Origin of the sequence: Asticcacaulis sp., from assembly GCF_051956075.1 — a bacterium.
GTDB lineage: Bacteria > Pseudomonadota > Alphaproteobacteria > Caulobacterales > Caulobacteraceae > Asticcacaulis.
Genome location: NZ_JBQCGA010000055.1, coordinates 1 through 20,196, shown reverse-complemented (window position 1 = coordinate 20,196; position 20,196 = coordinate 1). Strand labels below are relative to the sequence as shown.

Below are 20,196 nucleotides of genomic sequence, written 5' to 3'. Positions count from 1 at the left end.
TACGAGTTGCTGCGCAACTCTGGGGCGGCAGGGACGGTCAGCCCTGCGTGAAGGTGATGATCGGTCGGTCATCACGGATTGCGGCAGACGCGGACGCAAACTTTTTTGCCCAGCGCGTCTGACGATCAGGGAAGGGGGCGGATATGGCGATCTATCATCTGGCGATGAAGCCGGTCTCGCGCTCGACGGGCCGGTCCTCGGTCGCGGCGGCGGCCTATCGGTCGGGCACCAGACTAACCAATGAGCGCGATGGCCTGACGCATGACTACACCCACAAGGGTGGGATCGAGCATTCCGAGATCGTCGCCCCTGAGGGCGTTCATGCCGAATGGGCGATGGACCGCGCGCGTCTGTGGAATGCCGCCGAGTTTGCGGAAAAGCGCAAAGACGCGCGTGTGGCGCGGGAGTTCGAGGTCGCCCTGCCGCATGAGCTGACAAAGGACGAGCGGATAGAACTGACAAGATCGTTTGCGCAGTCGCTGGCCAACCGCTTCGGCGGGGCGGTGGACTTCAGCCTGCATGCGCCCGATGACGATATGGACGTGCGCAACCATCATGCGCACATCCTGATGACCACGCGGGTAATTGGCGAGGAGGGACTCGAAGGGAAGACCACGCTGGAGCGCGAGAACGCCTGGCTTAAGGCCAATGACCTCCCGACAACCGACGTGCAGCTAAAGTCGCTGCGTCAGGAATGGGAGGAGATGACGAACCTCGCCCTGGCCAGAGCCGGGCATGATGTGCGCGTCGATCATCGCTCGCATCAGGATCGCGGATTATCCATAGAGCCGACGGCGCATGTCGGCGTGCACGCGCACCAGATGGAGCAGAGGGGGGAGCAGGTCGAGCGGCAGCGGTTGGCGGAGGAGGCAAAAGCGCGCAATGCGGCCTTGATCCGCGAAGATCCCAATCAGGTTTTGCAGATCTTATCCGCTGAGAAATCCGTCTTCGATAAGCGAGATATTGCCCGCACACTGCACCGCTACATCAATGACGACCCGGCGGAGTTCCAGGGGCTGCTGGATCGCGTCATGGCGTCGGAGGAGTTGGTCAGGCTGTCCGACGGCAAGGACAACAGAGAGGGTCGCTTCTCCACCTCAGCCAATCCGCGCTATTCCACGCGCGAGATGCTGGACATGGAAACCGGCATGGCGCGGGCGGCGGCGGATATGGCGGACACATCGTCTCACAGGGTCGGTGATCATCATGTCTCCGCCGCCATCAAACATCAGGACGACGCGATCCAGCGCAGCGTCAATATCGACCTCGTGCAGGCGGTGGAGCGGGGAGACATCTCGCAGTCTGAAGCACAGAAGAGATGGAAGGTTGCGGGCCTCAGTTCTGAGCAGGTTGGAGCGATTGGGAACTCTGCGGCCTTGCAGGCCGAATTGGCCAATATCGATGTGATGACCGGCTTGAGGACGGCGAATTACGCGCTTTTGACCGGTTGCCAGCGCCATGCGCGTGTTATCGCGTCCACGGAGTTCATCGAGTGGGCGGTCGCGTTAGAGGCCAAATTCAATCAGCTAGAGACTTTAGAGAGGTAGGCCGTATTCTAAGTAATGCCGAGACCCTACATCTTCGCAATGGCGCTGTTTAAACGGAAAACCGGGCCCTACGGCGATTATCAATGTACCCAAGTGTGATGATGTGTCGGCAGTAGAAGCCCGGAAGAACGAATTATGCGCTCAAGAACTCGCTGCGGCTCGTTCTGGGGAAACGCAAGCGTGCGGCGATCCTGAAAATGCGGCGCTTCTTGGCAATCTTTGGAACCGTCTTAATTAGAGCTGTGGCCACTGATTTATTGGAGGCGAAATCCATGGTCTCACACTCAGCAAAATTTAGCACATGATCTAGCACACAATTTTTTCAACCGTCGCAAATGCAGAAATGATCAGGCTTTACCGATTTCCTGAAAAGGCTCATAACCTGAAGGTCGTCAGTTCAAATCTGGCCCCCGCAACCAATTATCAAACGAAATCAATACATTCTTAGCCTCCCGCGGGAGGCTTTCTGTGTTTCAGGCCATGCCCGGCTTGATCCAGTGCGTGAAGGCGTCGAGGAAGCCGGTCAGGAACTTGGCCGTACCTTCATTGGCGACCGTATCGTCGTCGCTCAGAAGGTCCGGTTTGAAGCTGATATAGACTTCCGGCGCGCCCAGAACGCGCATGCCGAGAATGACCAGGGTGGAGCGCACTTGCGACTGCATGACCGCCGTCCCCTGGCTGCCGGGGGAGGCGCCGGTCAGGGCGACGGGCTTGTCGGCCCAGACATTCTGGCCATAGGGACGCGAGCCCCCGTCGAGCGCGTTCTTGGTGACGGCGGGCATGGAGCGATTATATTCCGGCGAGACGATCAGCACGCCGTCCGCCGCCGCGATCTTTTCCTTTAACAGCAAGACCTTGGCAGGCGGTTCGGCCCACAGATCCTCATTATAAAGCGGCAGGTCCATATTGACATAGTCGAAGGCGAGGCGGCCCTCGGCCAGCTTTTCCAGCGCATGCGCATAGCGCTTGTTGATCGACTCCTTGCGCAGGCTTCCGACCAGAACGGCGATGTTCAGCATTTCAGGCTTCCTTGTTGAGTTCGTCTTCGACGGCGGCGATCAGGCGCGGATCGTCAACACCGACATCCGGGGCGAAGCGTTCGACAATTTCGCCGTCGCGCGCAATCAGGAATTTCTCGAAATTCCACAAAATCTCTCCGGGCGGGCTGACCGGTATGCCGAACTGCTCCAGCCGTTCGCGCATCGGCCCGGCGCTGACCGCCTCAGGCAGAGCGCGCGTCAGGGCGGCGTACAGCGGATGCTTGTCCGGTCCGGTGACGGCGATCTTGGAGAAAAGCGGGAAGGTCACGTCATAAGCCGTCGAACAGAAGCTGGCGATCTCGTCGTCGGCGCCCGGCTCCTGACCGAGAAAATCGTTGGCGGGGAAGGCGAGGATTTCAAAGCCGCGCACCCGGGTCCGGCGATAAAAGGCCTCCATATCGGCATATTGCGGCGTTAGCCCGCATTTCGACGCGACATTGACGATCAGCAACACCTTGCCGCGAAAATCGCTGAGCTGCGTCGGTATTCCGTCGATACGGCGCAATGAGAAATCTTCCAGTCCGGCCATGCTGTCTCCTTGCAGATTCAAAAAGGAGCTTATCCAGACCCAGGCGTGGCGACCAGAGCCTATGTCGTTCATCACCGTCTGTTGACCTGTTCTGCATTGCAATAGGATCGTCCTGCCGGTAAAAGCTCTACGACCACATACGAAAACCACTTGTAATCGCATAGGAAAAGCGAAAAGTGATCGGTATCTTAGGCGGACTGGCCGCAGGGGCGGTGATGACGGCGGGCGCAACGGCGGGGCCGCCGCCGGAGGTTCTTCAGGCGCAGGCGCAAACGAGCGCCTTTGCGCGTTTGCTGCCGGCGGACTGCATCGCCGATGGCGGCGACCGCTTCCTGCCGCGCCGCAAGCTGGTCGAGCGCGTCCTCAGCGACCATCCGATTGTCATTGACGCCGCGTCCTTTTCCGGGCCGGAACTGCCGATCGGTCAGCGCATCGCCAGGGCGTGCGACGCCAATGGCTGCCACGACGACGGCTATGGCGCGCTGAACAAGCTGGCGGCGGCCATGCTGGCGCAGCGCGGCGACGCGCAGTTTCAACTTGTCTGGGTGGGGCAGGGCGGCGAGCCGGAAGCGCCCGCTGACCGCATCGCCGCCTTCTACGATCTCAGCCGCGCCACCTATCGCATACGCTGCCTGGGCGCGCCGCCGCCGCCGCCTGTCGCGCCGCAGGTGGTCGCCGATCTGCCCGAAACGCCGCCCCAGGCGCCGGAGGCCGCGCCCGATACAACAAAGCCGGAAAAGGCGAAGCTGGACAAGGCGAAGCTGGACAAGGCCGACCGCGCCCCGCACGGCCTGTTCGGCGCCTTGTCGAAAATCCGCATCGCCTCCTCGATCGCGGAGACCGACAAGAGCGACTACACCAAGCGCGATCCGGCCAAGCTGTCCTATGTGCGCAACGCCGCCAATGACGACGCGGTCCTGTCGGTCAAGGCTGTCGCCGTAACGCCTGCGATTGCGAGCTGGGGCGACGCCGATGACAAGACTGACGGCTACGGCACGATCAAGCCGTTCGTCGGCTATGAGCGCATTTCCAGCCAGTCTCACAGCTCCGAGATCAACAATGTCGATCTGGGCCTGCGCGGCCAGTACCGCTTCGGCCAGTATGATGGCCTGCCGGCCTTCAACGGCGCCCTGAGCGCGGCCTATGAGACGGACGACCGGTTCAAATCCTCGCTGACGCGCATCGAGGCGACCCTGTCGCCGCCTTGGGCGGCGTGGCTGCGCGAGCGCCACCTGATTCAGGAAGGCAAGGACTGCGTCTGGTGCCAGAGCACCGGCCTGACCCTGACCACGGACTATGTCCATGTCGGCAATCCGGGCGACAAGTCGGCGCTGGACAATCTGCCGCAGTTCGCGCGCGTCGGCTTCGACGCGGGCTGGTCCGTGCAATGGAAGCCGCACCCCGACATGGCCAGTCTGGGCCTCGACGTGCAACTCGCCGACCGGCAGGACGTCACCGGCAATAATGCGACCGCGACCCGTCTGATCACGCGCGCCACCTATTATCCGTCGGCGGCCAGCCATGTCGTGCTGGGCCTGCAATACGACAAGGGCAAGGATCTGAGTTCCCTGACCCCCATCGACACCTGGATGCTCACCTGGGGCTACCGCCAGTAATGCGTCTGCGGCTGGCGACGCCGGATGACATTCCGGCCCTGCGCGACCTGATCGCAGACTCGGTCATGCGCCTGCAGGCGGGCGACTATTCCGAGGCGCAGCGCCGGGCGGCCCTGGGGACGGTGTTTGGCGTCGACACGGCCCTGCTACGCGACCAGACCTATTTCGTCAACGAGATCGACGATGTAATCGCGGCGTGCGGCGGCTGGAGCTTTCGCCGCACGCTTTACGGCGCCGACGCTATGGCGGGCAAGGACGACGCCCGGCTCGATCCGGCAGGCGACGCGGCGCGCATCCGCGCCTTTTTCGTCCGCCCCGGCTATGAGCGGCGCGGTCTGGGGCGCAGGCTGCTCGACGCCTGCGAAGCGGCGGCGCGGCAGGCCGGGTTCACGCGCGCCGAAATGGGCGCGACCCTGACCGGCGTGGGCCTCTATCAGGCGTGCGGCTATGCGCCGTTAGAGACGACGACGGCGCCGTTGCCGGGCGGACTGAGCCTGCCGATTGTGCGCATGGGCAAGGCGTTGTGATCCTTTACGCCGACGCGCATCTTCTCATCGCCGACAAACCGGCGGGCCTGCTCAGCGTGCCGGGACGGGGCGAAGCCAATCAGGACTGCCTGATCACGCGCCTGCAGGCCGACTATCCCGACGCCCTGACCGTGCATCGTCTCGATATGGCCACCTCCGGCGTGATGGCCTTCGGGCGCGGGCCGGAGGCGCAGCGCGCCCTGTCGATGGCCTTTGCCGAGCGCCGCGTCGCCAAGACCTATATCGCGGTGGTCGCGGGCCATGTGGCCGAAGCGGCGGGCGCGGTCGATCTGCCGCTGATCTGCGACTGGCCGAACCGCCCGCGGCAGAAGGTCGATCATGCGGTCGGCAAGCCCGCCCTGACGCGCTATCGCGTGCTGGCGCGCGGCGAGGGCGTGACACGCATCGCGCTTGAGCCAGTCACTGGCAGGTCGCATCAGTTGCGCGTCCATATGGCGGCGCTCGGTCATCCGATCCTCGGCGATCCCTTCTATGCGCCGCCCGAGGTTCAGGCAATGAGCGCGCGGCTTCTGCTGCATGCGGCGGCGCTGAGCCTGCCGCACCCGCACAGCGGCGAGACCCTGCGCTTTGAGTCGCCTCCGGCATTCTAGGCGCTGCAAATGGTCCCGCTCCCATCGACGTGAGCGTTTCTCGCAAGCGCGGCAAGTTTCTGAAACTTATGAAGTTACGCCTCCAGCCATGTCGGCGGCTGTGGCAAATTGGCGACAGGGCGGCGATTGACGCGAAGCCGACATAACGTACTATGGCCGCATAAGCCGCAAAGGCAGGACTCGCCACAGGTTCGAAACGTCACATGCCCCATTTCACGCCCGGTCGCCCACCGACCATCTACGATGTCGCCGCCCTGTCCGGCGTCGGCCGCACCACCGTGTCGCGCGTCCTCAACGGGGACGCCCATGTCGCCGAAGCGACGCGCGAGCGCGTGCAGGCGGCGGTGCGCAAGTTGCGCTATCGCGTCAACCCGCAGGCGCGGCTGCTGGCGGGCGGGCGTCCGCACGCCCTGATGGTCATCTATCCGGTCAATGACGAGGTCGGGCCGAATACCTGGTATAACTTGCTAATCGAAAGCGGCGCCCTGCGCGCCTGCGGCAAGGCCGGTTTGCAACTCATTATGCAGCAGGTCTTTCCGCATTCGCTCAGCAAGCGCGCGCGGGTGATGGAGCTGATCGACAATCACGCCTGCGACGGCATGATCCTGGCGCCGCCCTTTTCCGACGACGCCGAGCTGATCGCCATGATCAAGGCGCGGCACATGCCGCTGGCCTGTCTGGCGGCGGGACCGGCGACGCGCGACCTGGCGCCCGGCGTCGGCATCGACGACGAGGCGGCGGGCTATGACCTGACGCGCTACCTGCTCGATCAGGGCCACCGCCGTTTCGCCTTCATGGACGGGCTCAAGGACCATTTGTCGGCCAGTCTGCGCTATGCCGGTTTCCGCCGCGCCTTGCAGGATGCGGGCCTCGATCCTGACGAAGCCGCCACGGCGCGCGGCAATCTGACCTTTCTGGGCGGGCAGGACCAGTTGCCGGTCCTGCTGGCGCAGCGTCCGACGGCGGTGATCTGCGCCAATGACGACATGGCGGCGGGCGCTTTGTACCGCGCGCACCAACTGGGCGTGAAGACGCCGGATGAGGTCAGTATTGTCGGCTTCGACGACGCGCCGTTTACCCAGATGGTCTGGCCGCCGCTGACCACCATCTCGCAACCGGTGTTCGCCATGGCGCAGCGCGTGGTCGATATTGTTGTGCAAGTCATTTCCGACCCGCACGCGCCGGTCGATTACGAACTGGTCCCGCACCGGATCGTCAGGCGCGATTCCGCTGCGCCGCCGGCTTCAGGATAGGCGTCAGGCCACGAAGGCCGCCACGCCCTGATCGGCGCGGATTTCAAAGCGGCGCTGTGAGAAACAGGTGAAGTCGCGTTTCACCACCGTATCGACCGACATCCATTCGCCCAGCGCCATGTCCGGCGTCAGGGTCAGGCGCACAAAGCCGTTATAGGCGTCGTCGGCGGCCAGCACCTCTGCATTGCGCTCCGCCAGGGCCTGCGCCAGATGCAGGTCGGGCAGCCAGGCGTCGAGCCAGCGCGTCGGGCTGGAAATGGCGGTGACGCCCAGTTCGGCGGCGACGGGCGCGCCGCTTGCATCGTGCAACTGATTAGCCCAGGCGGTATGGCTGTCGCCGGAGAGGACAATGGCGCGCGCCCCGGCCTCACGGATCAGGCCGTAGAGCCGCTCGCGCTCCGCCGGATAGCCGTCCCAGGCGTCGAGATTGAACGGCATCGGATCGTCGCTGCCGAACAGGTCCATGAAGGTATCGAGCTTGCGCCGCGCCTCGTCAGGCAGGACGGCGGCGACGTCTTCGACGCGCACCGGCAGCTTGCGCACATCGGGGCCGTTGACGCGCGCCATCACCACCTGATTGCCGAACACCTGCCACCGCACCCCATCCGCCACCGAGGCGTTCAGGGTTTTTCCCAGCCAGTCGCGCTGCGTCGCGCCCAGCACCTGCCGCGACGGATCGTCGAGCCGCTGCCGGAACGTCGCCAGATCGGGCGTTCCATCCGCCAGATAGGTCAGGTCTTGCGCATAGTCGAGCTGTCTGGAGCGCGCCAGCAGCCGCGTCTCCAGCATGACCAGTTCGGCCAGATCGCCAAAGCGGAAGCTGCGATAGATGTCGTCGATGTCCGCGCCCGGCGCCGGATCGCGCACCGGCATCCATTCGCGCCACGCCCTGATGGCGGCGGCCTTGCGCGCCGACCAGTCGCCTTCGCCGGGATTATGGTTCTGCGCCCCGTCGCGCCACGGATTGTTGCAGATTTCGTGGTCGTCGAACACGCAGATCCAAGGGGCGCGCGCATGGGCGGCCTGCAAGTCGGGATCGCGCTTATATTGCGCATGGCGCGTGCGGTAGTCGTCGAGCGAGACCGTCTCGCGCATCGGCTCCGGTATGCGCATCAGCACCCGGCCATTGCCCATGCCGTAATCGGTCGGACCGGCGCCGTATTCATAGATATAGTCGCCGAGAAACACGACCGCATCGACCTCGCGTAACTCGGCAATGGCGCGATAGACGTTGAAATAGCCGCCCGGATAGAGGGCGCACGAGGCGGCGGCCAGCACAACGCGCTCGGTCCTGTCGGGCAGGGTGCGCGTCAGGCCGGTTGGCGAGATGATGTTCGCGGCGATAAAGCGATAAGCGTAGGACCGGCCCGGTTTCAGTCCCGCGGCGTAGATCTTGACCGTATAGTCGCGGCTTTCGTCGCACCACTGACGGCCCTGCGCGACCGGAGTTTGAAAGCTGTCGTCTTCGGCGATCTGCCAGACGACCTCCAACCCCGCCTCCAGCCCGCTGATCCGCGTCCACAAAATCACCCGGTCCTGCAACGGATCGCCTGACGCGACGCCGTGGTCAAAGCGCGGCCCCTTCACGACCGCAGGCGCCGACGCGCCCAGAGCGGGGGCGACGCCCAGAGTCCCGAACGCCAGCAAGGCGCGTCTGCGATTCATCACCATGGTTCGCCCCAACCTGTGGATAAACCGGCGGATAGGGTGTTTCGATGACAGGGGTTTGGCGATTGCGTGACGGTTTTACGTGGAAAATCTTAACGCGCTGAAACCTCTGCGGGGTTGAACCCTGGTCTGCGGGGCGTAAAAAAGACCTCATGCAAGGAGACGTCATGACCCAGCCGAAGATTCTGCTCACCCGTCCGTGGCCGCAAGGCGCGCAAAGCTGGTTGCAGGCGCGCTTCGATGTGACGGTCCATCCGGGGCCGGGACTGGATGCGGCGGCGCTGAGCGAAGCCCTGCTGGCCTATGATGCGCTGGGGACGGCGGTGAACGATAAGCTCAGCAAGGATGTCTTCGCCACGCCCCATCCGCGCGCGAAACTGATCGCCAATTTCGGCGTCGGCTATGAACATATCGACGTCACGGCGGCCAAGGCGGCGGGGCTGATCGTGACCAATACGCCCGACGTGCTGACCGAGGCGACGGCGGACATCGCCCTGATGCTGATGCTGATGGCCTCGCGCCGGGCGGGCGAGGGCGAGCGGCAGGTGCGCGCCGGACACTGGAAGGGCTGGGGCGCCAAGGCCCTGATGGGGCAATCGTTGCAAGGCAAGACACTCGGTCTGGTCGGCTTCGGACGCATCGCGCAGGCGACGGCGCGCAAGGCGCAGCGCGCGCTCGACATGCGCATCGCCTATTACAGTCGCCGCCGCGCAGCGCCTGAAATCGAGGCTGAAACCGGCGCGCGCTTTGTCTCATCGCTCGACGATCTGCTGGCGCAGTCCGATGTCGTCTCCCTGCATGTGCCAGGTGGCGCGGACACGCATCACCTGATCGACGCGGTGCGGCTGACGCGGATGAAGACCAGCGCCATCCTGATCAACACGGCGCGCGGCCCGGTGGTCGATGAGGCCGCATTGGCGCAGGCCCTGCTCGATCGGCGCATCTGGGCGGCGGGCCTCGACGTCTATGAGCATGAGCCCGTCGTGCATCCCGACCTGCTGGGCCTCGACAACGCCGTGCTGCTGCCGCATCTCGGCAGCGCCACGGTGGAGACGCGCGAAGCGATGGGCATGCGCGCGGCGGAGAATATCGCCTTGTTTTTCGCCGGACAGCCGCCCCGTGACGCCCTCTGAAGCGGTAACGGACGCGGCGCGCGCATGGCTGGCGCAACAGGCGCCTTTGGTTCTGGGCGTCTGCGCCGCGCAGGGCGCGGGCAAATCGACCCTGTGCGCCGAGGTCAAGACGCGCCTTGAGGCCGAGGGGCGGCGCGTCGCGGTGCTGTCGCTCGACGATCTTTACCTGTCGCATGCGGCGCGCGCCGATCTGGCGCGTCAAGTCCATCCTTTATTCGCTGTGCGCGGCGTTCCCGGCACGCACGATGTCGGCCTCGGCCTCAGCGTCCTCGACGCCCTGCGCTTGGGCGAAACGGCGCGTCTGCCGCGCTTCGACAAGGGCCGCGACGATCTCTGGCCCGAAACCGACTGGCCGGAGATCACGGCGCCCGACCTGATCCTGTTTGAAGGCTGGTGCGTCGGCGCACCCCCGCAGGCCGAGGCCGATCTGCACGCGCCGGTCAATGCGCTGGAGCGCGACGCAGACCCGGATGGGATATGGCGGCGCGCTGTCAATGACGCGCTGGCAGGGCCTTATCGCGAGCTATGGTCGCGCATAGACCGGCTGGTCTTCCTCGCCGCGCCGGACTTCGCCACGGTCCTCACATGGCGCACCGAGGCCGAACAGAAGCAGACCGGCCCGCGCCGGATGAGCGACTCAGAGGTCGCGCGGTTTGTGCAATATTATGAGCGCCTGACGCGCCATGCGCTTGACGTCTTACCCGAACGCGCCGATCTGAGCCTGCGCCTCGACGCTGACCGCCGCCTTATCGCGACGACTTCTTGACCAGGAACATGGCGGCGTCGGCCTCGGACAGCCACGCTTCGGCGGAGGCCTGACCGGCGAAGCCGCGCACGCCGAACGAGCCGCCGGTCTTCAGATAGAGGCCGTTATGCTCGAACGTCCCCATCATCAGCTCGGCCTCCAGCTTCATCGCCTTGACGCGCGCCGATTGCAGGTCGGCGTGACGCAGCAGCACGGCGAATTCGTCTCCGCCCATGCGCCCGACGCTGTCGCCCTCGCGCACATTGGCGTTGAGCGTCTCGGCGACATAGATCAGCGCCGCATCGCCCGCCGCGTGGCCATAGGCGTCGTTGACCGCCTTGAAATTATCCATATCGACATAGATCAGGGTCGCCTCTTCGCCATAGCGTTTGCAGTCGGCCATGGCGCGCGTCGCTTCGCGCAAAAAGGCGCGGCGGTTCAGGGTCGGCGTCAGCACGTCGTGATCGGCCTGGGCCTGCGCATTCTGTAAAAGCTGGTTCTGCCGCTCCAGTTGCGCGCGCAGTTCAAAGATCTCGGCCTGAAGATGCGCGACCGCGTCGCGCGCGCTTTGCGGCCATAGCGACTCGTTCGCGCTTTCAGCGGGTCTGGGCGCAGGCGTCAGCGCCGCAGCCAGTTTCGCCTGATGGTCATGCACAGGCGAGGGCGCGGCCTCAGCTTGCCGCTGATCGGCGAAATACTGCGCCAAAAGGTTCTGCATCGACGCAGTGATCGCCCGCGCGGCGGGCGGCGCGTCGTCGCCTGCGGCGGATGCAGGCGTCTGCGCGCCAGCCGGAAAGAGGTTGGATTCGAGGCCCATCTGTTCGGAAAGGTTGGAAAAAACGCGATCCGTTCTGGCCGCGCGTACAGGTTTTAAGAAAGCACGTAAGGCCGAAAAACACAATGCGTCGTCCCTGATTTATCAGCCTTAATGAAGGCTTGCAGTCATAGGCTTCGCCGCTATACTCCGCGCCTTTCCAAAAGGCGGCCCGCCCGCCGTGACAAGGACTTCGCCATGCCGTCCCGCCTCAATCCAGCAAGCGCGCCCGTCGCCATCATCATGGGGTCGCGCTCCGACTGGCCGACGCTGAAATGCGCCGCCGCCGTGCTGGATCAGCTTGGCGTCGCCTATCAGGCGCAGGTGATTTCGGCGCACCGCACCCCCAGACGCATGGTTGAGTTTGCCGAAGGCGCCAAGGCGGCTGGCTTTAAGGTGATCATCGCCGGCGCGGGCGGAGCCGCGCATCTGCCCGGCATGACCGCCTCCATGACCACCTTGCCGGTGCTGGGCGTGCCGGTGCCGGTGCGCGACGGCCTCAAAGGCATAGATTCGCTGCTCAGCATCGTGCAGATGCCGGGCGGGGTGCCGGTTGGCACGCTGGCGGTCGGCGAGGCGGGCGCCAAAAACGCCGGACAACTGGCGGCGCAGATTCTGGCGCTCAGCGATCCGGCTCTGGCTGAACGCCTCGACGCCTTCCGCGCCGCGCAGACCGACAGCGTGCCCGAAACGGTGGAGGACTGATGCTGAACGCGCCTCTGCCCCTGGGGGCGACCATCGGCATGCTGGGCGACGGGCAACTGGGCCGCATGCTGAGCCTGGCCGCCAGCCGCCTTGGCTTCAAGACAGCGGTGTTCGGCCCCGAAGACGGCGCCCCCGCCGCGCAGGTCTCGGCCTCGGCCATTGTCGCGAGCTATGACGATGAAGACGCGCTGCGCCGCTTCGCCGCCTCCTGCGACGTCATCACGCTGGAGTTCGAGAACATCCCCGCCGCGACGCTGGAATTCCTGACCGGCCTCGGCAAGGTGGTCGCGCCCGGCGCCCATGCCCTGCGCATCACTCAGGACCGCGTGCTGGAAAAGACCTTTGCGCGCGAGCAGGGCGTGGCGACGGTCGATTTCCGCGCCGTCGATACGCTCGACGATCTGAAGGCGGCGCTGGCGGCCTTGGGAACGCCGTCCCTGTTAAAGACGCGCCGCGACGGTTATGACGGCAAGGGGCAGGTCTGGATCCGAGACGCCAGCGAGGCCGAGGCCGCCTTTAACGCGGTCGGCGGCAAGCCGTCGATATTGGAGGCGAAGGCAAGCTTCACACGCGAGATTTCGGTGGTGGCGGCGCGCGGCTGGAACGGCGAGATGCGCGCCTTTCCGATCGGCGAAAACCATCATGTCAACGGCATCTTATCCACCACGCTCGCGCCCGCGCCGGTCAGCGACGACGTGACCAAAGCCGCGCACGACATCGCCCGCCGCGTGCTGCAAGGGCTCGACTATATCGGCGTGCTGGCGGTCGAACTGTTCGTGCTGGACGGCGATGTGCTGGTGCTGAACGAGATTGCGCCGCGCGTACACAATTCCGGCCACTGGACGCAGGAGGGCTGCGTCTGCGATCAGTTCGAGCAGCATATCCGCGCCGTGACGGGCTGGCCGCTCGGCGATCCGTCCGCGCGCTGCACGGTCGAGATGACCAACCTTCTGGGCGACGACATCCTCGACTGGCCGCGCCTCGCCGCCGAGCCGCAGGCGCAACTGCACGTCTATGGCAAGGCCGAACCCAGACCCGGCCGCAAGATGGGCCACATCAACCGGATCAAGTCCTGATGTTTCTGCTCTCCCTGACCTACAAGGTTCCGCTCGACGTGGTGGATCAGCACCTCGACGCCCATGTCGCCTGGCTCAAAGAGGGTTATGCGTCCGGCATGGTCCTTGCGTCGGGCCGCAAGGTTCCGCGCTCCGGCGGCGTCATCTTCGCCAAGGGCGCGCGCGAGGCCGTCGAAGCCTATGCGCGCCGCGACCCGTTCGCGCTCAATGGCGTCGCCGACTACACGCTCACCGAAGTCAACCTGACCATGACCGCCGAAGGGCTTGAGGGTTTGAAGGGCTAAGTGGAGTTTTACCGCAGATTTACGCAGATTTACGCAGATTTTTTGAGAGTTTGCGTGAACGACGACGCGACCTGGGTGGCATGACGACGCGCAGAGCGCGTCAATCTCGACGGACCGGACGTTCAACAGGAAACGTCCGGCGCTGATCAGCGCTGAAAAATCTGCGCCAATCTGCGTAAATCTGCGGTTCAAACAAAAAAAGGCGGCCCCTGACGAGCCGCCTTTCGTTTATCCTGACAAAGAAGCCTTACGCCGCCCTGAGCCGCTGGATGAACTGCGCCACCTCGCTGTGCATGTCCTCGGAGCGTTGCTCCAGATCGGCGGACAGGCTGAGCAGGGACTGAGCCGACTGGCCCGCGCCCTCGGCGCCTTCCTGCACGACGGTCATGTGCGCGGTCACGTCGCGCGTGCCGTCGGCGGCGCGGTTGGTGTTGCCGGCGATCTCCTGCGTCGCCGCGCCCTGCTGCTCGACCGAGGCGGCGATGGCGGTGGTCAGGCCGCCAATATCCTCAATGGTGCGCACAATGGCGCCGATGCTATCGACCGTCGTATGGGTGGCCGACTGGATTTCGGCGATCTTGGAACGGATGTCGTCGGTCGCCTTGGCGGTTTGTTGCGCCAGTTGTTTGACTTCGGAGGCGACGACCGCAAAGCCCTTGCCTGCTTCGCCCGCCCGCGCCGATTCGATGGTGGCGTTGAGCGCCAGCAGGTTGGTCTGGGCCGCAATGGCCTGGATCAGGTTGATGACCTCGCCGATCTGACCGGCGGCGGCGCTTAAGCTCTGAATGGCTTCTTCGGAGCGCGACGCCTCGCTGACCGCCATCTGCGACACCTGCGAGGTGCGCGCGACCTGCTGGTTGATCTCATGCACGCTGGCCGACAGCTCCTCTGTGGCGGCGGCGACGCTCTGGACGTTGTTGGCGGCGTCAACGGCGGCGTGGTTGACGGTCTGGATCAGCCCGACCGCGCGACCAGCGTTTTCGGCCAGGTTACGCGCCGATTCGGCGACTGTGCGCGACGAAACCGCAAAACGATGCGCCAGCTCGCCCATGCTCTTTTCAAACTCGCCCGCGATGCGGTTGCGTTCGGCGCGCATGTTTTCGGCGACGCGCATATCTTCTTCTTCCTGATGCGCCTTGAGCGTCTCGACCTCCTGCGCGCGGTCGCGCAGGGTGCGGATCGAGCGCCACAGCGACGACACCTCGTCCTTGCCGCGCGTTTCGGGGATGGCCGTGTCGTAGGCGCCTTCGGAGATGCGCACCACGCTGTCGGTGACCTGTTGCAGCGGGCGCGAGATCGAGCGGATGGCGACCCACAGCGAAGCGCCGATCAGCAGCAATATGCCCGCGGCGGCGATGGCCAGAAACTGCCCGGAGCGCTCATGTTTGTAACGCTGCATATCGGCCTGCGACTGATCCAGATTGCTCTGGATGTGCTTGACCATCGCGTCGATATTGGCCTGAAACTGCTTGCGATTGTTGCGGTTGGCGTCGTTATTGCCCTGTTCGTTGGCGGCCTGCGGCGACACCTGCGTGCCCAGGCGCGAGGTCTCGCTGCGGAAGGCGATAAACTCCTGCGCCTTGGCGTACACGCCGTCGAATTCCGGCAGTTCGCCCGGCTTGAGATCGGCCTTCCAGTCCGCCAGCAGGGCCTTGATCTGATCCAGCTCCTTGTCGATGCCCTTGGCGAACTTGGCGGCCTCGGTGGTGTCATGCGACATATAGACGCCGCGTGAATCCATGACGACCGCGGTGACGAGCCGGTTCAGGTGCTCGCCGCGATAGGCGTTTTCATGCGCCCGGTCGGCGCTAAGAAGCATGTGATTGTAATCATTGATGGTCATCAGGCCGAGACCGGTAATCGCCGACGCCATCAGGGCGAAACCGGCGACCAGCGCCAGAATGCGGAATTTGATCGTCATGAGGACAGACCTCCAGAAGGTACGCTACAATTTCGCCACAAAGTTAGAAGGTCGAGGTTAAGGGTTTGATAAGCGCGTTTGTTGTGCGCAAGCCCGCGCCGCCCCCTTGCCATTTGCTTCGCGGCGCAGCACAAATCGTCCTGAACGCCTCAGGAGAAAAAGACCATGAAAACCCGCGCCGCCGTCGCCTTTGAAGCGAAAAAGCCGCTTGAGATCGTCGAACTCGATCTGGAAGGCCCCAAGGCGTTCGAGGTGCTAGTCGAGATCAAGGCGACGGGCATATGCCACACCGACGCCTATACGCTGGACGGGCTCGATTCGGAGGGCCTGTTCCCGTCGGTTCTGGGCCACGAAGGCGCCGGTATCGTGCTGGAGGTCGGGCCGGGGGTCACCAGCGTGAAGCCGGGCGATCACGTCATCCCGCTCTACACGCCCGAATGCCGCCAGTGTAAATCCTGCCTGAGCCGCAAGACCAATCTCTGCACCGCCATTCGCGGCACGCAAGGTAAAGGTTTGATGCCCGACGGCACGACGCGCTTTTCCTACAAGGGCCAGCCCATCTATCACTATATGGGCTGCTCGACCTTCTCAAATTACACGGTCATGCCGGAGATTGCCGTGGCGAAGATCCGCGACGACGCCCCGTTCGACAAGGCCTGCTATATCGGTTGCGGCGTGACCACCGGCGTCGGGGCGGTGGTGAACACGGCGAAGGTCGAGCCGGGCGCCAACGCCATCGTCTTCGGCCTCGGCGGCATCGGCCTTAATGTCATTCAGGGCCTGAAAATGGTTGGCGCCGATCGGATTGTCGGCGTCGATATCAACGACTCCAAGGCCGAATGGGGCCGCCGCTTCGGCATGACCCATTTCGTCAACCCGACCAAGGTTTCCGGCGACCTGGTCGCGCATCTGGTCGAGCTGACGAGCGGCGGCGCCGACTACACCTTCGACTGCACCGGCAACACCAACGTCATGCGCACCGCGCTCGAAGCCTGCCATCGCGGCTGGGGCGAAAGCATCATTATCGGCGTGGCCGAGGCGGGCAAGGAAATCTCCACCCGCCCGTTCCAGTTGGTCACCGGTCGCGTCTGGAAGGGCTCGGCCTTCGGCGGCGCGCGCGGCCGCACCGACGTGCCGAAGATCGTTGACTGGTACATGGACGGCAAGATCGAGATCGACCCGATGATCACCCACAGCTTCGGCCTTGAGGACATCAACAAGGCCTTCGACCTGATGCACGCAGGCGAGAGCATCCGCTCGGTGGTGGTGTTCTGACGCCGCAACGTCTTTATGAAATACTTGTGCGAGCGGCTTCACTTTCGTGTGAATTTCCGTGCGCGTAAAGGTTAACCTGTCGGCGGAGGGCGCTATGAAGACACCAAAGGAAGGTGAAATGTTCACCATTGATTTTCTGTCTCAGCACCGCGTTTTCGGCGGCGTCTTATATTTCATCCGCCACGACAGCGCGGCGACCCAATGTCCGATGACCGCCTCGGTCTTCGTGCCGGACGCGGACGAGCAGCGCACTGACGCGCCGTTCCCGGTCCTGTACTGGCTGTCGGGCCTGACCTGTACGGCCAGCAACTTCACTGAGAAGGCCGGCGCGTACCGCAAGGCCGCTGAACTGGGCCTGATTGTGGTCGCGCCCGACACCAGCCCGCGCGGCGATTCCGTGGCCAATGACGAGGCCTACGATCTGGGGCAGGGCGCGGGCTTCTATCTCGACGCCACGCAGGCGCCGTGGAGCGCGCATTTCCAGATGGAATCCTACATCACCCGCGACCTGATCGAGATGGTCGAAACCAACTTTCCCGCCGATCCGGGCCGTCGCGGGATCAGCGGCCATTCGATGGGCGGTCACGGCGCCCTGACCCTGGCCATGAACTATCCGCACCTTTACCGTTCGGTATCGGCCTTTGCGCCCATCGCCTCGGTCCTGCATGCGCCTTGGGGTGAAAAGGCGATGAGCGCCTATCTCGGTCCCGACCGCGCGGCCTGGGAGCGTTACGACGCCGCCTTACGCCTGTCGCAGGGCAAGGGCGCGCCGTTCGACGACATCCTGATCGACCAGGGCCTCGCCGACAGCTTTCTCGACAGCCAGCTCATGCCCGATCTGCTGGAGCAGGCGGCGCAGGCGGCGGGCCAGCCCCTCACCCTGCGCCGTCACGCAGGCTATGATCACAGCTATTACTTCATCCAGAGCTTCATCGACGATCACCTGACCTTCCACGCCCGGCGTCTGAAGGCGTGAAAACGCCAAGCCATGCTTGACTTTGCGCGCCAAAGCCCGTAAACGCGCCGCTTCCGGTCCGAAACTCGTATTTGGGACCGGTTATAACGGGTGATCCTGAACGCCGCCGTTGCAATCGCCTTCCGCAAAGTGCGGGAAGCCGGCCAGGGTTGATTTAAAAGGTACGATATGTCCAAGCGCCACAGCGCCAAGTACAAGCTCGACCGCGTCATGGGTGAAAACCTGTGGGGCCGTCCCAAGTCCCCCGTCAACAAGCGCTCCTACGGCCCCGGCCAGCACGGCCAGCGCCGCAAGTCCAAGACCTCGGACTTCGGCCTGCAACTGAAGGCCAAGCAAAAGCTGAAGGGCTATTACGGCAATATCACCGAAAAGCAGTTCCTGCGCACCTACGAAGAAGCGTCGCGCCGGAAAGGCAACACCTCGGAAATCCTGATCTCGCTGCTGGAATCGCGCCTCGACGCGCTGGTTTACCGCGCCAAGTTCGTGCCGACCGTCTGGGCGGCGCGCCAGTTCGTCAACCACGGCCACGTCCTGGTCAACGGCAAGCGCGTCAACATCCCGTCCTACCGCGTCAAGCCGGACGACGTCGTCGAAGTGCGCGAGCGTTCGCGCAATATGGCCCTCGTCCTCGAAGCCCTGCAATCGCCTGAGCGCGACGTGCCGGACTATATCGAGATCGACGCCAAGGGCATGAAGGCGAAGTTCCTGCGCCTGCCGGAACTGGCCGAAGTGCCGTACCCGGTCAAGATGGAGCCGAACCTGATCGTCGAATACTATTCGTCGTAAGCCTCGGCCAGGACTGAAAAGTGAGACCCCGGAAGAGCAATCTTCCGGGGTTTTTCTATGCATTAAGGGCGGTAGAGGGGTATGAAGGAAGTTGGTTGTGGATCGTCAGTAGGAGGGGGCGATGTTCTTGACACGAAAATGTCTTCGTTGCGCTTTGCTGGTAATGTTCGCCATTATCTCATACGCAGTGCTTCTAGGCCCTGTGAGGGCGCAAACCTATACCGATGTCGATAATGAAAATAATGATCGGTGGTCAACGATCGCGGAGGTTATAGTCCGCGCGCATGTACCGGGACCGCCCATGTGGAAATTGAGCAAGGGCGGCGCCACAGTCTGGGTTCTCCCAATGATAAATCCCGTGCCAAAGGATTTGGCCTGGGATTCAAGTCGATTGTTGCGAATTCTAAAAATATCGGACGCTATATACATACCTAAGCCTGACAAACCCACAACGGTTCAAAAAATTCCCGCTAATGGTAAGTTGTCAGAATTTTTATCAAAAAACACATATAAAAGATTATTAAAAGTTATTGATAGAGAAAACCTGTCGCATAGATTTTTGCTGCGAATTAAACCTGCTTACCTGGGCGGAATTGTTTATAATCAAAGCTTATTGCAAAGGGGGTATATTCCTTGGCTTGACATGAATACGTTTAATAACGCAGTTCAAAAATCGAAAATCAAAATAATTGACCTGCCGTGGCATAGTCCTGAAGTAGGGTTTGAGTTTATGCAAAACGCCACTGTCGAACAGGCGGATTATTGCCTTAATTTATTCCTGGATAGCCTTGACCAAGTTGTATTGAAAGCTCCGCTTGTCGCAAAAGCGTGGTCTTCAGGTGATTTGCAAGCGGTTTTAAATGATTATAGCGCTGATCCTTACAATAAATGTGAATTATCACAGAAAAAATATGCGGACGAATACAAAATCATCGTAGACGATGAAGTCGTACATCAAATTCAATTACTTTTGAATGATAATCGCACTAACGTAATTGTTCTACCCCTTGATGACGTCCTAAAAAAAGAAGGGATATTTGATAAGTTGAGAGACGATGGCGTAGAAATTACCGCGCCGCCTCAGTGAAGGCATAGACGCCTCTATTTCCAGAATTGATGTAAGCCTGGCTCTAGGTGGGCGGAGGCCTGAAGCACAAACCGCCCATCTGCGCATTCCTCTCCTGTGAGGACAATCTATTTGAGGCCCAGCAGTTACGCCCCGATCAGCCCCTGTTCGCTGAGCGCCGTCTTCAACTCGCCTGACTGGAACATCTCGCGCACGATGTCGGCGCCGCCGACGAATTCGCCCTTCACATAAAGCTGGGGAATGGTCGGCCAGTCCACTGTCGAGGGAAAGCCGCCCAGCAGGTCATCGAAGCCATCGCCGCGGCTTTCGGCCAGCGCCTGCCAGGCCGGCACATGGTCGGGATGGGCGAACACCTCCATCATGTGATAGCAGGGCCCAAAGCCCAGCATTTCCAGCGCCAGCTTGAGCGAATGCGTTCCGGTCCGGCCAAAGCAGGTGCCATTTCAAGGCCATGGAAGGCCCCTTCCGCCTGCGGCACACAGCCTGGCACCAAAGCGCCCGCCTGGCACAAGCAACAAAAAAGCCCGCCATTGCTGGCGGGCTTTTTCTTTGTGCGGCCCTCACCCCTCGACAGGCTCAGGGTGAGGATCGGAGAACTTCCTC

General features: G+C 63.0%; 19 protein-coding genes and 1 pseudogene. 14 read left to right on the top strand and 6 right to left on the bottom strand.

Features of this window, described 5'->3' with window-relative positions:
• Nucleotides 1-143: 143 nt before the first annotated feature.
• Nucleotides 144-1,547, top strand: coding sequence for a MobQ family relaxase (mobQ, locus tag ACTHLA_RS14380; protein ID WP_440190728.1), 1,404 nt, complete (start codon nucleotides 144-146; stop codon nucleotides 1,545-1,547).
• 473 nt (nucleotides 1,548-2,020) lie between these two features.
• Here the strand turns inward: mobQ and ACTHLA_RS14375 are convergent, their stop codons facing one another.
• A complete protein-coding gene (locus ACTHLA_RS14375; RefSeq protein ID WP_440190725.1) occupies nucleotides 2,021-2,566 on the bottom strand; it encodes an NADPH-dependent FMN reductase in 546 nt (181 codons plus the stop codon).
• A gap of 1 nt (nucleotide 2,567) precedes the next feature.
• Nucleotides 2,568-3,116: a glutathione peroxidase gene (locus ACTHLA_RS14370; RefSeq protein WP_440190722.1), complete on the bottom strand. Its 549-nt coding sequence runs from the start codon at nucleotides 3,114-3,116 to the stop codon at nucleotides 2,568-2,570.
• 176 nt (nucleotides 3,117-3,292) lie between these two features.
• On the opposite strand from ACTHLA_RS14370, the gene ACTHLA_RS14365 reads away from it, so the two are divergent.
• The 4 genes from ACTHLA_RS14365 to ACTHLA_RS14350 all read left to right on the top strand — a co-directional run bounded on the left by ACTHLA_RS14365 (nucleotide 3,293) and on the right by ACTHLA_RS14350 (nucleotide 7,123).
• A complete protein-coding gene (locus tag ACTHLA_RS14365) occupies nucleotides 3,293-4,732 on the top strand; it encodes a hypothetical protein (RefSeq protein WP_440190719.1) in 1,440 nt (479 codons plus the stop codon).
• Nucleotides 4,732-5,259: a GNAT family N-acetyltransferase gene (locus tag ACTHLA_RS14360; protein ID WP_440190716.1), complete on the top strand. Its 528-nt coding sequence runs from the start codon at nucleotides 4,732-4,734 to the stop codon at nucleotides 5,257-5,259. Before ACTHLA_RS14365 ends, ACTHLA_RS14360 begins: the two co-directional genes overlap by 1 nt.
• Nucleotides 5,256-5,870, top strand: coding sequence for a pseudouridine synthase (locus ACTHLA_RS14355; RefSeq protein WP_440190713.1), 615 nt, complete (start codon nucleotides 5,256-5,258; stop codon nucleotides 5,868-5,870). The genes ACTHLA_RS14360 and ACTHLA_RS14355 overlap by 4 nt, the downstream gene beginning before the upstream one ends.
• 203 nt (nucleotides 5,871-6,073) lie before the next feature.
• The gene (locus ACTHLA_RS14350; protein WP_440190710.1) at nucleotides 6,074-7,123 is read left to right on the top strand and encodes a LacI family DNA-binding transcriptional regulator; all 1,050 of its coding nucleotides are present in this window, start codon (nucleotides 6,074-6,076) and stop codon (nucleotides 7,121-7,123) included.
• 3 nt (nucleotides 7,124-7,126) lie between these two features.
• Here ACTHLA_RS14350 and ACTHLA_RS14345 read toward each other — a convergent pair whose 3' ends face one another.
• Nucleotides 7,127-8,794 (bottom strand): alkaline phosphatase D family protein, encoded by a 1,668-nt coding sequence (locus ACTHLA_RS14345; protein WP_440190707.1) that lies wholly within the window; start codon nucleotides 8,792-8,794, stop codon nucleotides 7,127-7,129.
• A 164-nt stretch (nucleotides 8,795-8,958) separates the two neighbouring features.
• Between ACTHLA_RS14345 and ACTHLA_RS14340 the strand changes: the two genes are divergently transcribed.
• Together ACTHLA_RS14340 and ACTHLA_RS14335 are read left to right on the top strand one after the other, a co-directional pair.
• The gene (locus tag ACTHLA_RS14340) at nucleotides 8,959-9,924 is read left to right on the top strand and encodes a 2-hydroxyacid dehydrogenase (protein ID WP_440190704.1); all 966 of its coding nucleotides are present in this window, start codon (nucleotides 8,959-8,961) and stop codon (nucleotides 9,922-9,924) included.
• Nucleotides 9,911-10,690, top strand: a complete 780-nt coding sequence (locus ACTHLA_RS14335) for a kinase (protein ID WP_440190701.1) — start codon at nucleotides 9,911-9,913, stop codon at nucleotides 10,688-10,690. Before ACTHLA_RS14340 ends, ACTHLA_RS14335 begins: the two co-directional genes overlap by 14 nt.
• Here the strand turns inward: ACTHLA_RS14335 and ACTHLA_RS14330 are convergent.
• Nucleotides 10,671-11,486: a GGDEF domain-containing protein gene (locus ACTHLA_RS14330; RefSeq protein WP_440190698.1), complete on the bottom strand. Its 816-nt coding sequence runs from the start codon at nucleotides 11,484-11,486 to the stop codon at nucleotides 10,671-10,673. The genes ACTHLA_RS14335 and ACTHLA_RS14330 overlap by 20 nt on opposite strands.
• 195 nt (nucleotides 11,487-11,681) lie before the next feature.
• Here ACTHLA_RS14330 and purE point away from each other — a divergent pair, with 195 nt between their 5' ends.
• Genes purE through ACTHLA_RS14315 form a run of 3 tightly spaced genes read left to right on the top strand, consistent with a single transcriptional unit; the run spans nucleotide 11,682 to nucleotide 13,548 of the window.
• On the top strand, nucleotides 11,682-12,188 hold the full coding sequence (gene purE, locus ACTHLA_RS14325; protein WP_440190695.1) for a 5-(carboxyamino)imidazole ribonucleotide mutase: 507 nt from the start codon (nucleotides 11,682-11,684) through the stop codon (nucleotides 12,186-12,188).
• Nucleotides 12,188-13,264: a 5-(carboxyamino)imidazole ribonucleotide synthase gene (locus ACTHLA_RS14320; RefSeq protein ID WP_440190692.1), complete on the top strand. Its 1,077-nt coding sequence runs from the start codon at nucleotides 12,188-12,190 to the stop codon at nucleotides 13,262-13,264. Before purE ends, ACTHLA_RS14320 begins: the two co-directional genes overlap by 1 nt.
• Nucleotides 13,264-13,548, top strand: coding sequence for a YciI family protein (locus tag ACTHLA_RS14315; protein ID WP_440190689.1), 285 nt, complete (start codon nucleotides 13,264-13,266; stop codon nucleotides 13,546-13,548). The genes ACTHLA_RS14320 and ACTHLA_RS14315 overlap by 1 nt, the downstream gene beginning before the upstream one ends.
• 247 nt (nucleotides 13,549-13,795) lie before the next feature.
• Here the strand turns inward: ACTHLA_RS14315 and ACTHLA_RS14310 are convergent, their stop codons facing one another.
• Nucleotides 13,796-15,469: a methyl-accepting chemotaxis protein gene (locus ACTHLA_RS14310; RefSeq protein ID WP_440190686.1), complete on the bottom strand. Its 1,674-nt coding sequence runs from the start codon at nucleotides 15,467-15,469 to the stop codon at nucleotides 13,796-13,798.
• Nucleotides 15,470-15,634: 165 nt separating this feature from the next.
• On the opposite strand from ACTHLA_RS14310, the gene ACTHLA_RS14305 reads away from it, so the two are divergent.
• The 4 genes from ACTHLA_RS14305 to ACTHLA_RS14290 all read left to right on the top strand — a co-directional run bounded on the left by ACTHLA_RS14305 (nucleotide 15,635) and on the right by ACTHLA_RS14290 (nucleotide 19,593).
• Nucleotides 15,635-16,744: an S-(hydroxymethyl)glutathione dehydrogenase/class III alcohol dehydrogenase gene (locus ACTHLA_RS14305; RefSeq protein ID WP_440190683.1), complete on the top strand. Its 1,110-nt coding sequence runs from the start codon at nucleotides 15,635-15,637 to the stop codon at nucleotides 16,742-16,744.
• 94 nt (nucleotides 16,745-16,838) lie between these two features.
• On the top strand, nucleotides 16,839-17,720 hold the full coding sequence (gene fghA, locus ACTHLA_RS14300) for an S-formylglutathione hydrolase (RefSeq protein WP_440190680.1): 882 nt from the start codon (nucleotides 16,839-16,841) through the stop codon (nucleotides 17,718-17,720).
• Nucleotides 17,721-17,888: 168 nt separating this feature from the next.
• Nucleotides 17,889-18,506, top strand: coding sequence for a 30S ribosomal protein S4 (gene rpsD, locus ACTHLA_RS14295; protein ID WP_440190677.1), 618 nt, complete (start codon nucleotides 17,889-17,891; stop codon nucleotides 18,504-18,506).
• A gap of 301 nt (nucleotides 18,507-18,807) precedes the next feature.
• A complete protein-coding gene (locus ACTHLA_RS14290; RefSeq protein WP_440190674.1) occupies nucleotides 18,808-19,593 on the top strand; it encodes a TraB/GumN family protein in 786 nt (261 codons plus the stop codon).
• A gap of 125 nt (nucleotides 19,594-19,718) precedes the next feature.
• Here the strand turns inward: ACTHLA_RS14290 and ACTHLA_RS14285 are convergent.
• A pseudogene (locus ACTHLA_RS14285) lies at nucleotides 19,719-20,015 on the bottom strand (sulfotransferase); the annotation flags it as partial.
• Nucleotides 20,016-20,196 lie beyond the last annotated feature (181 nt).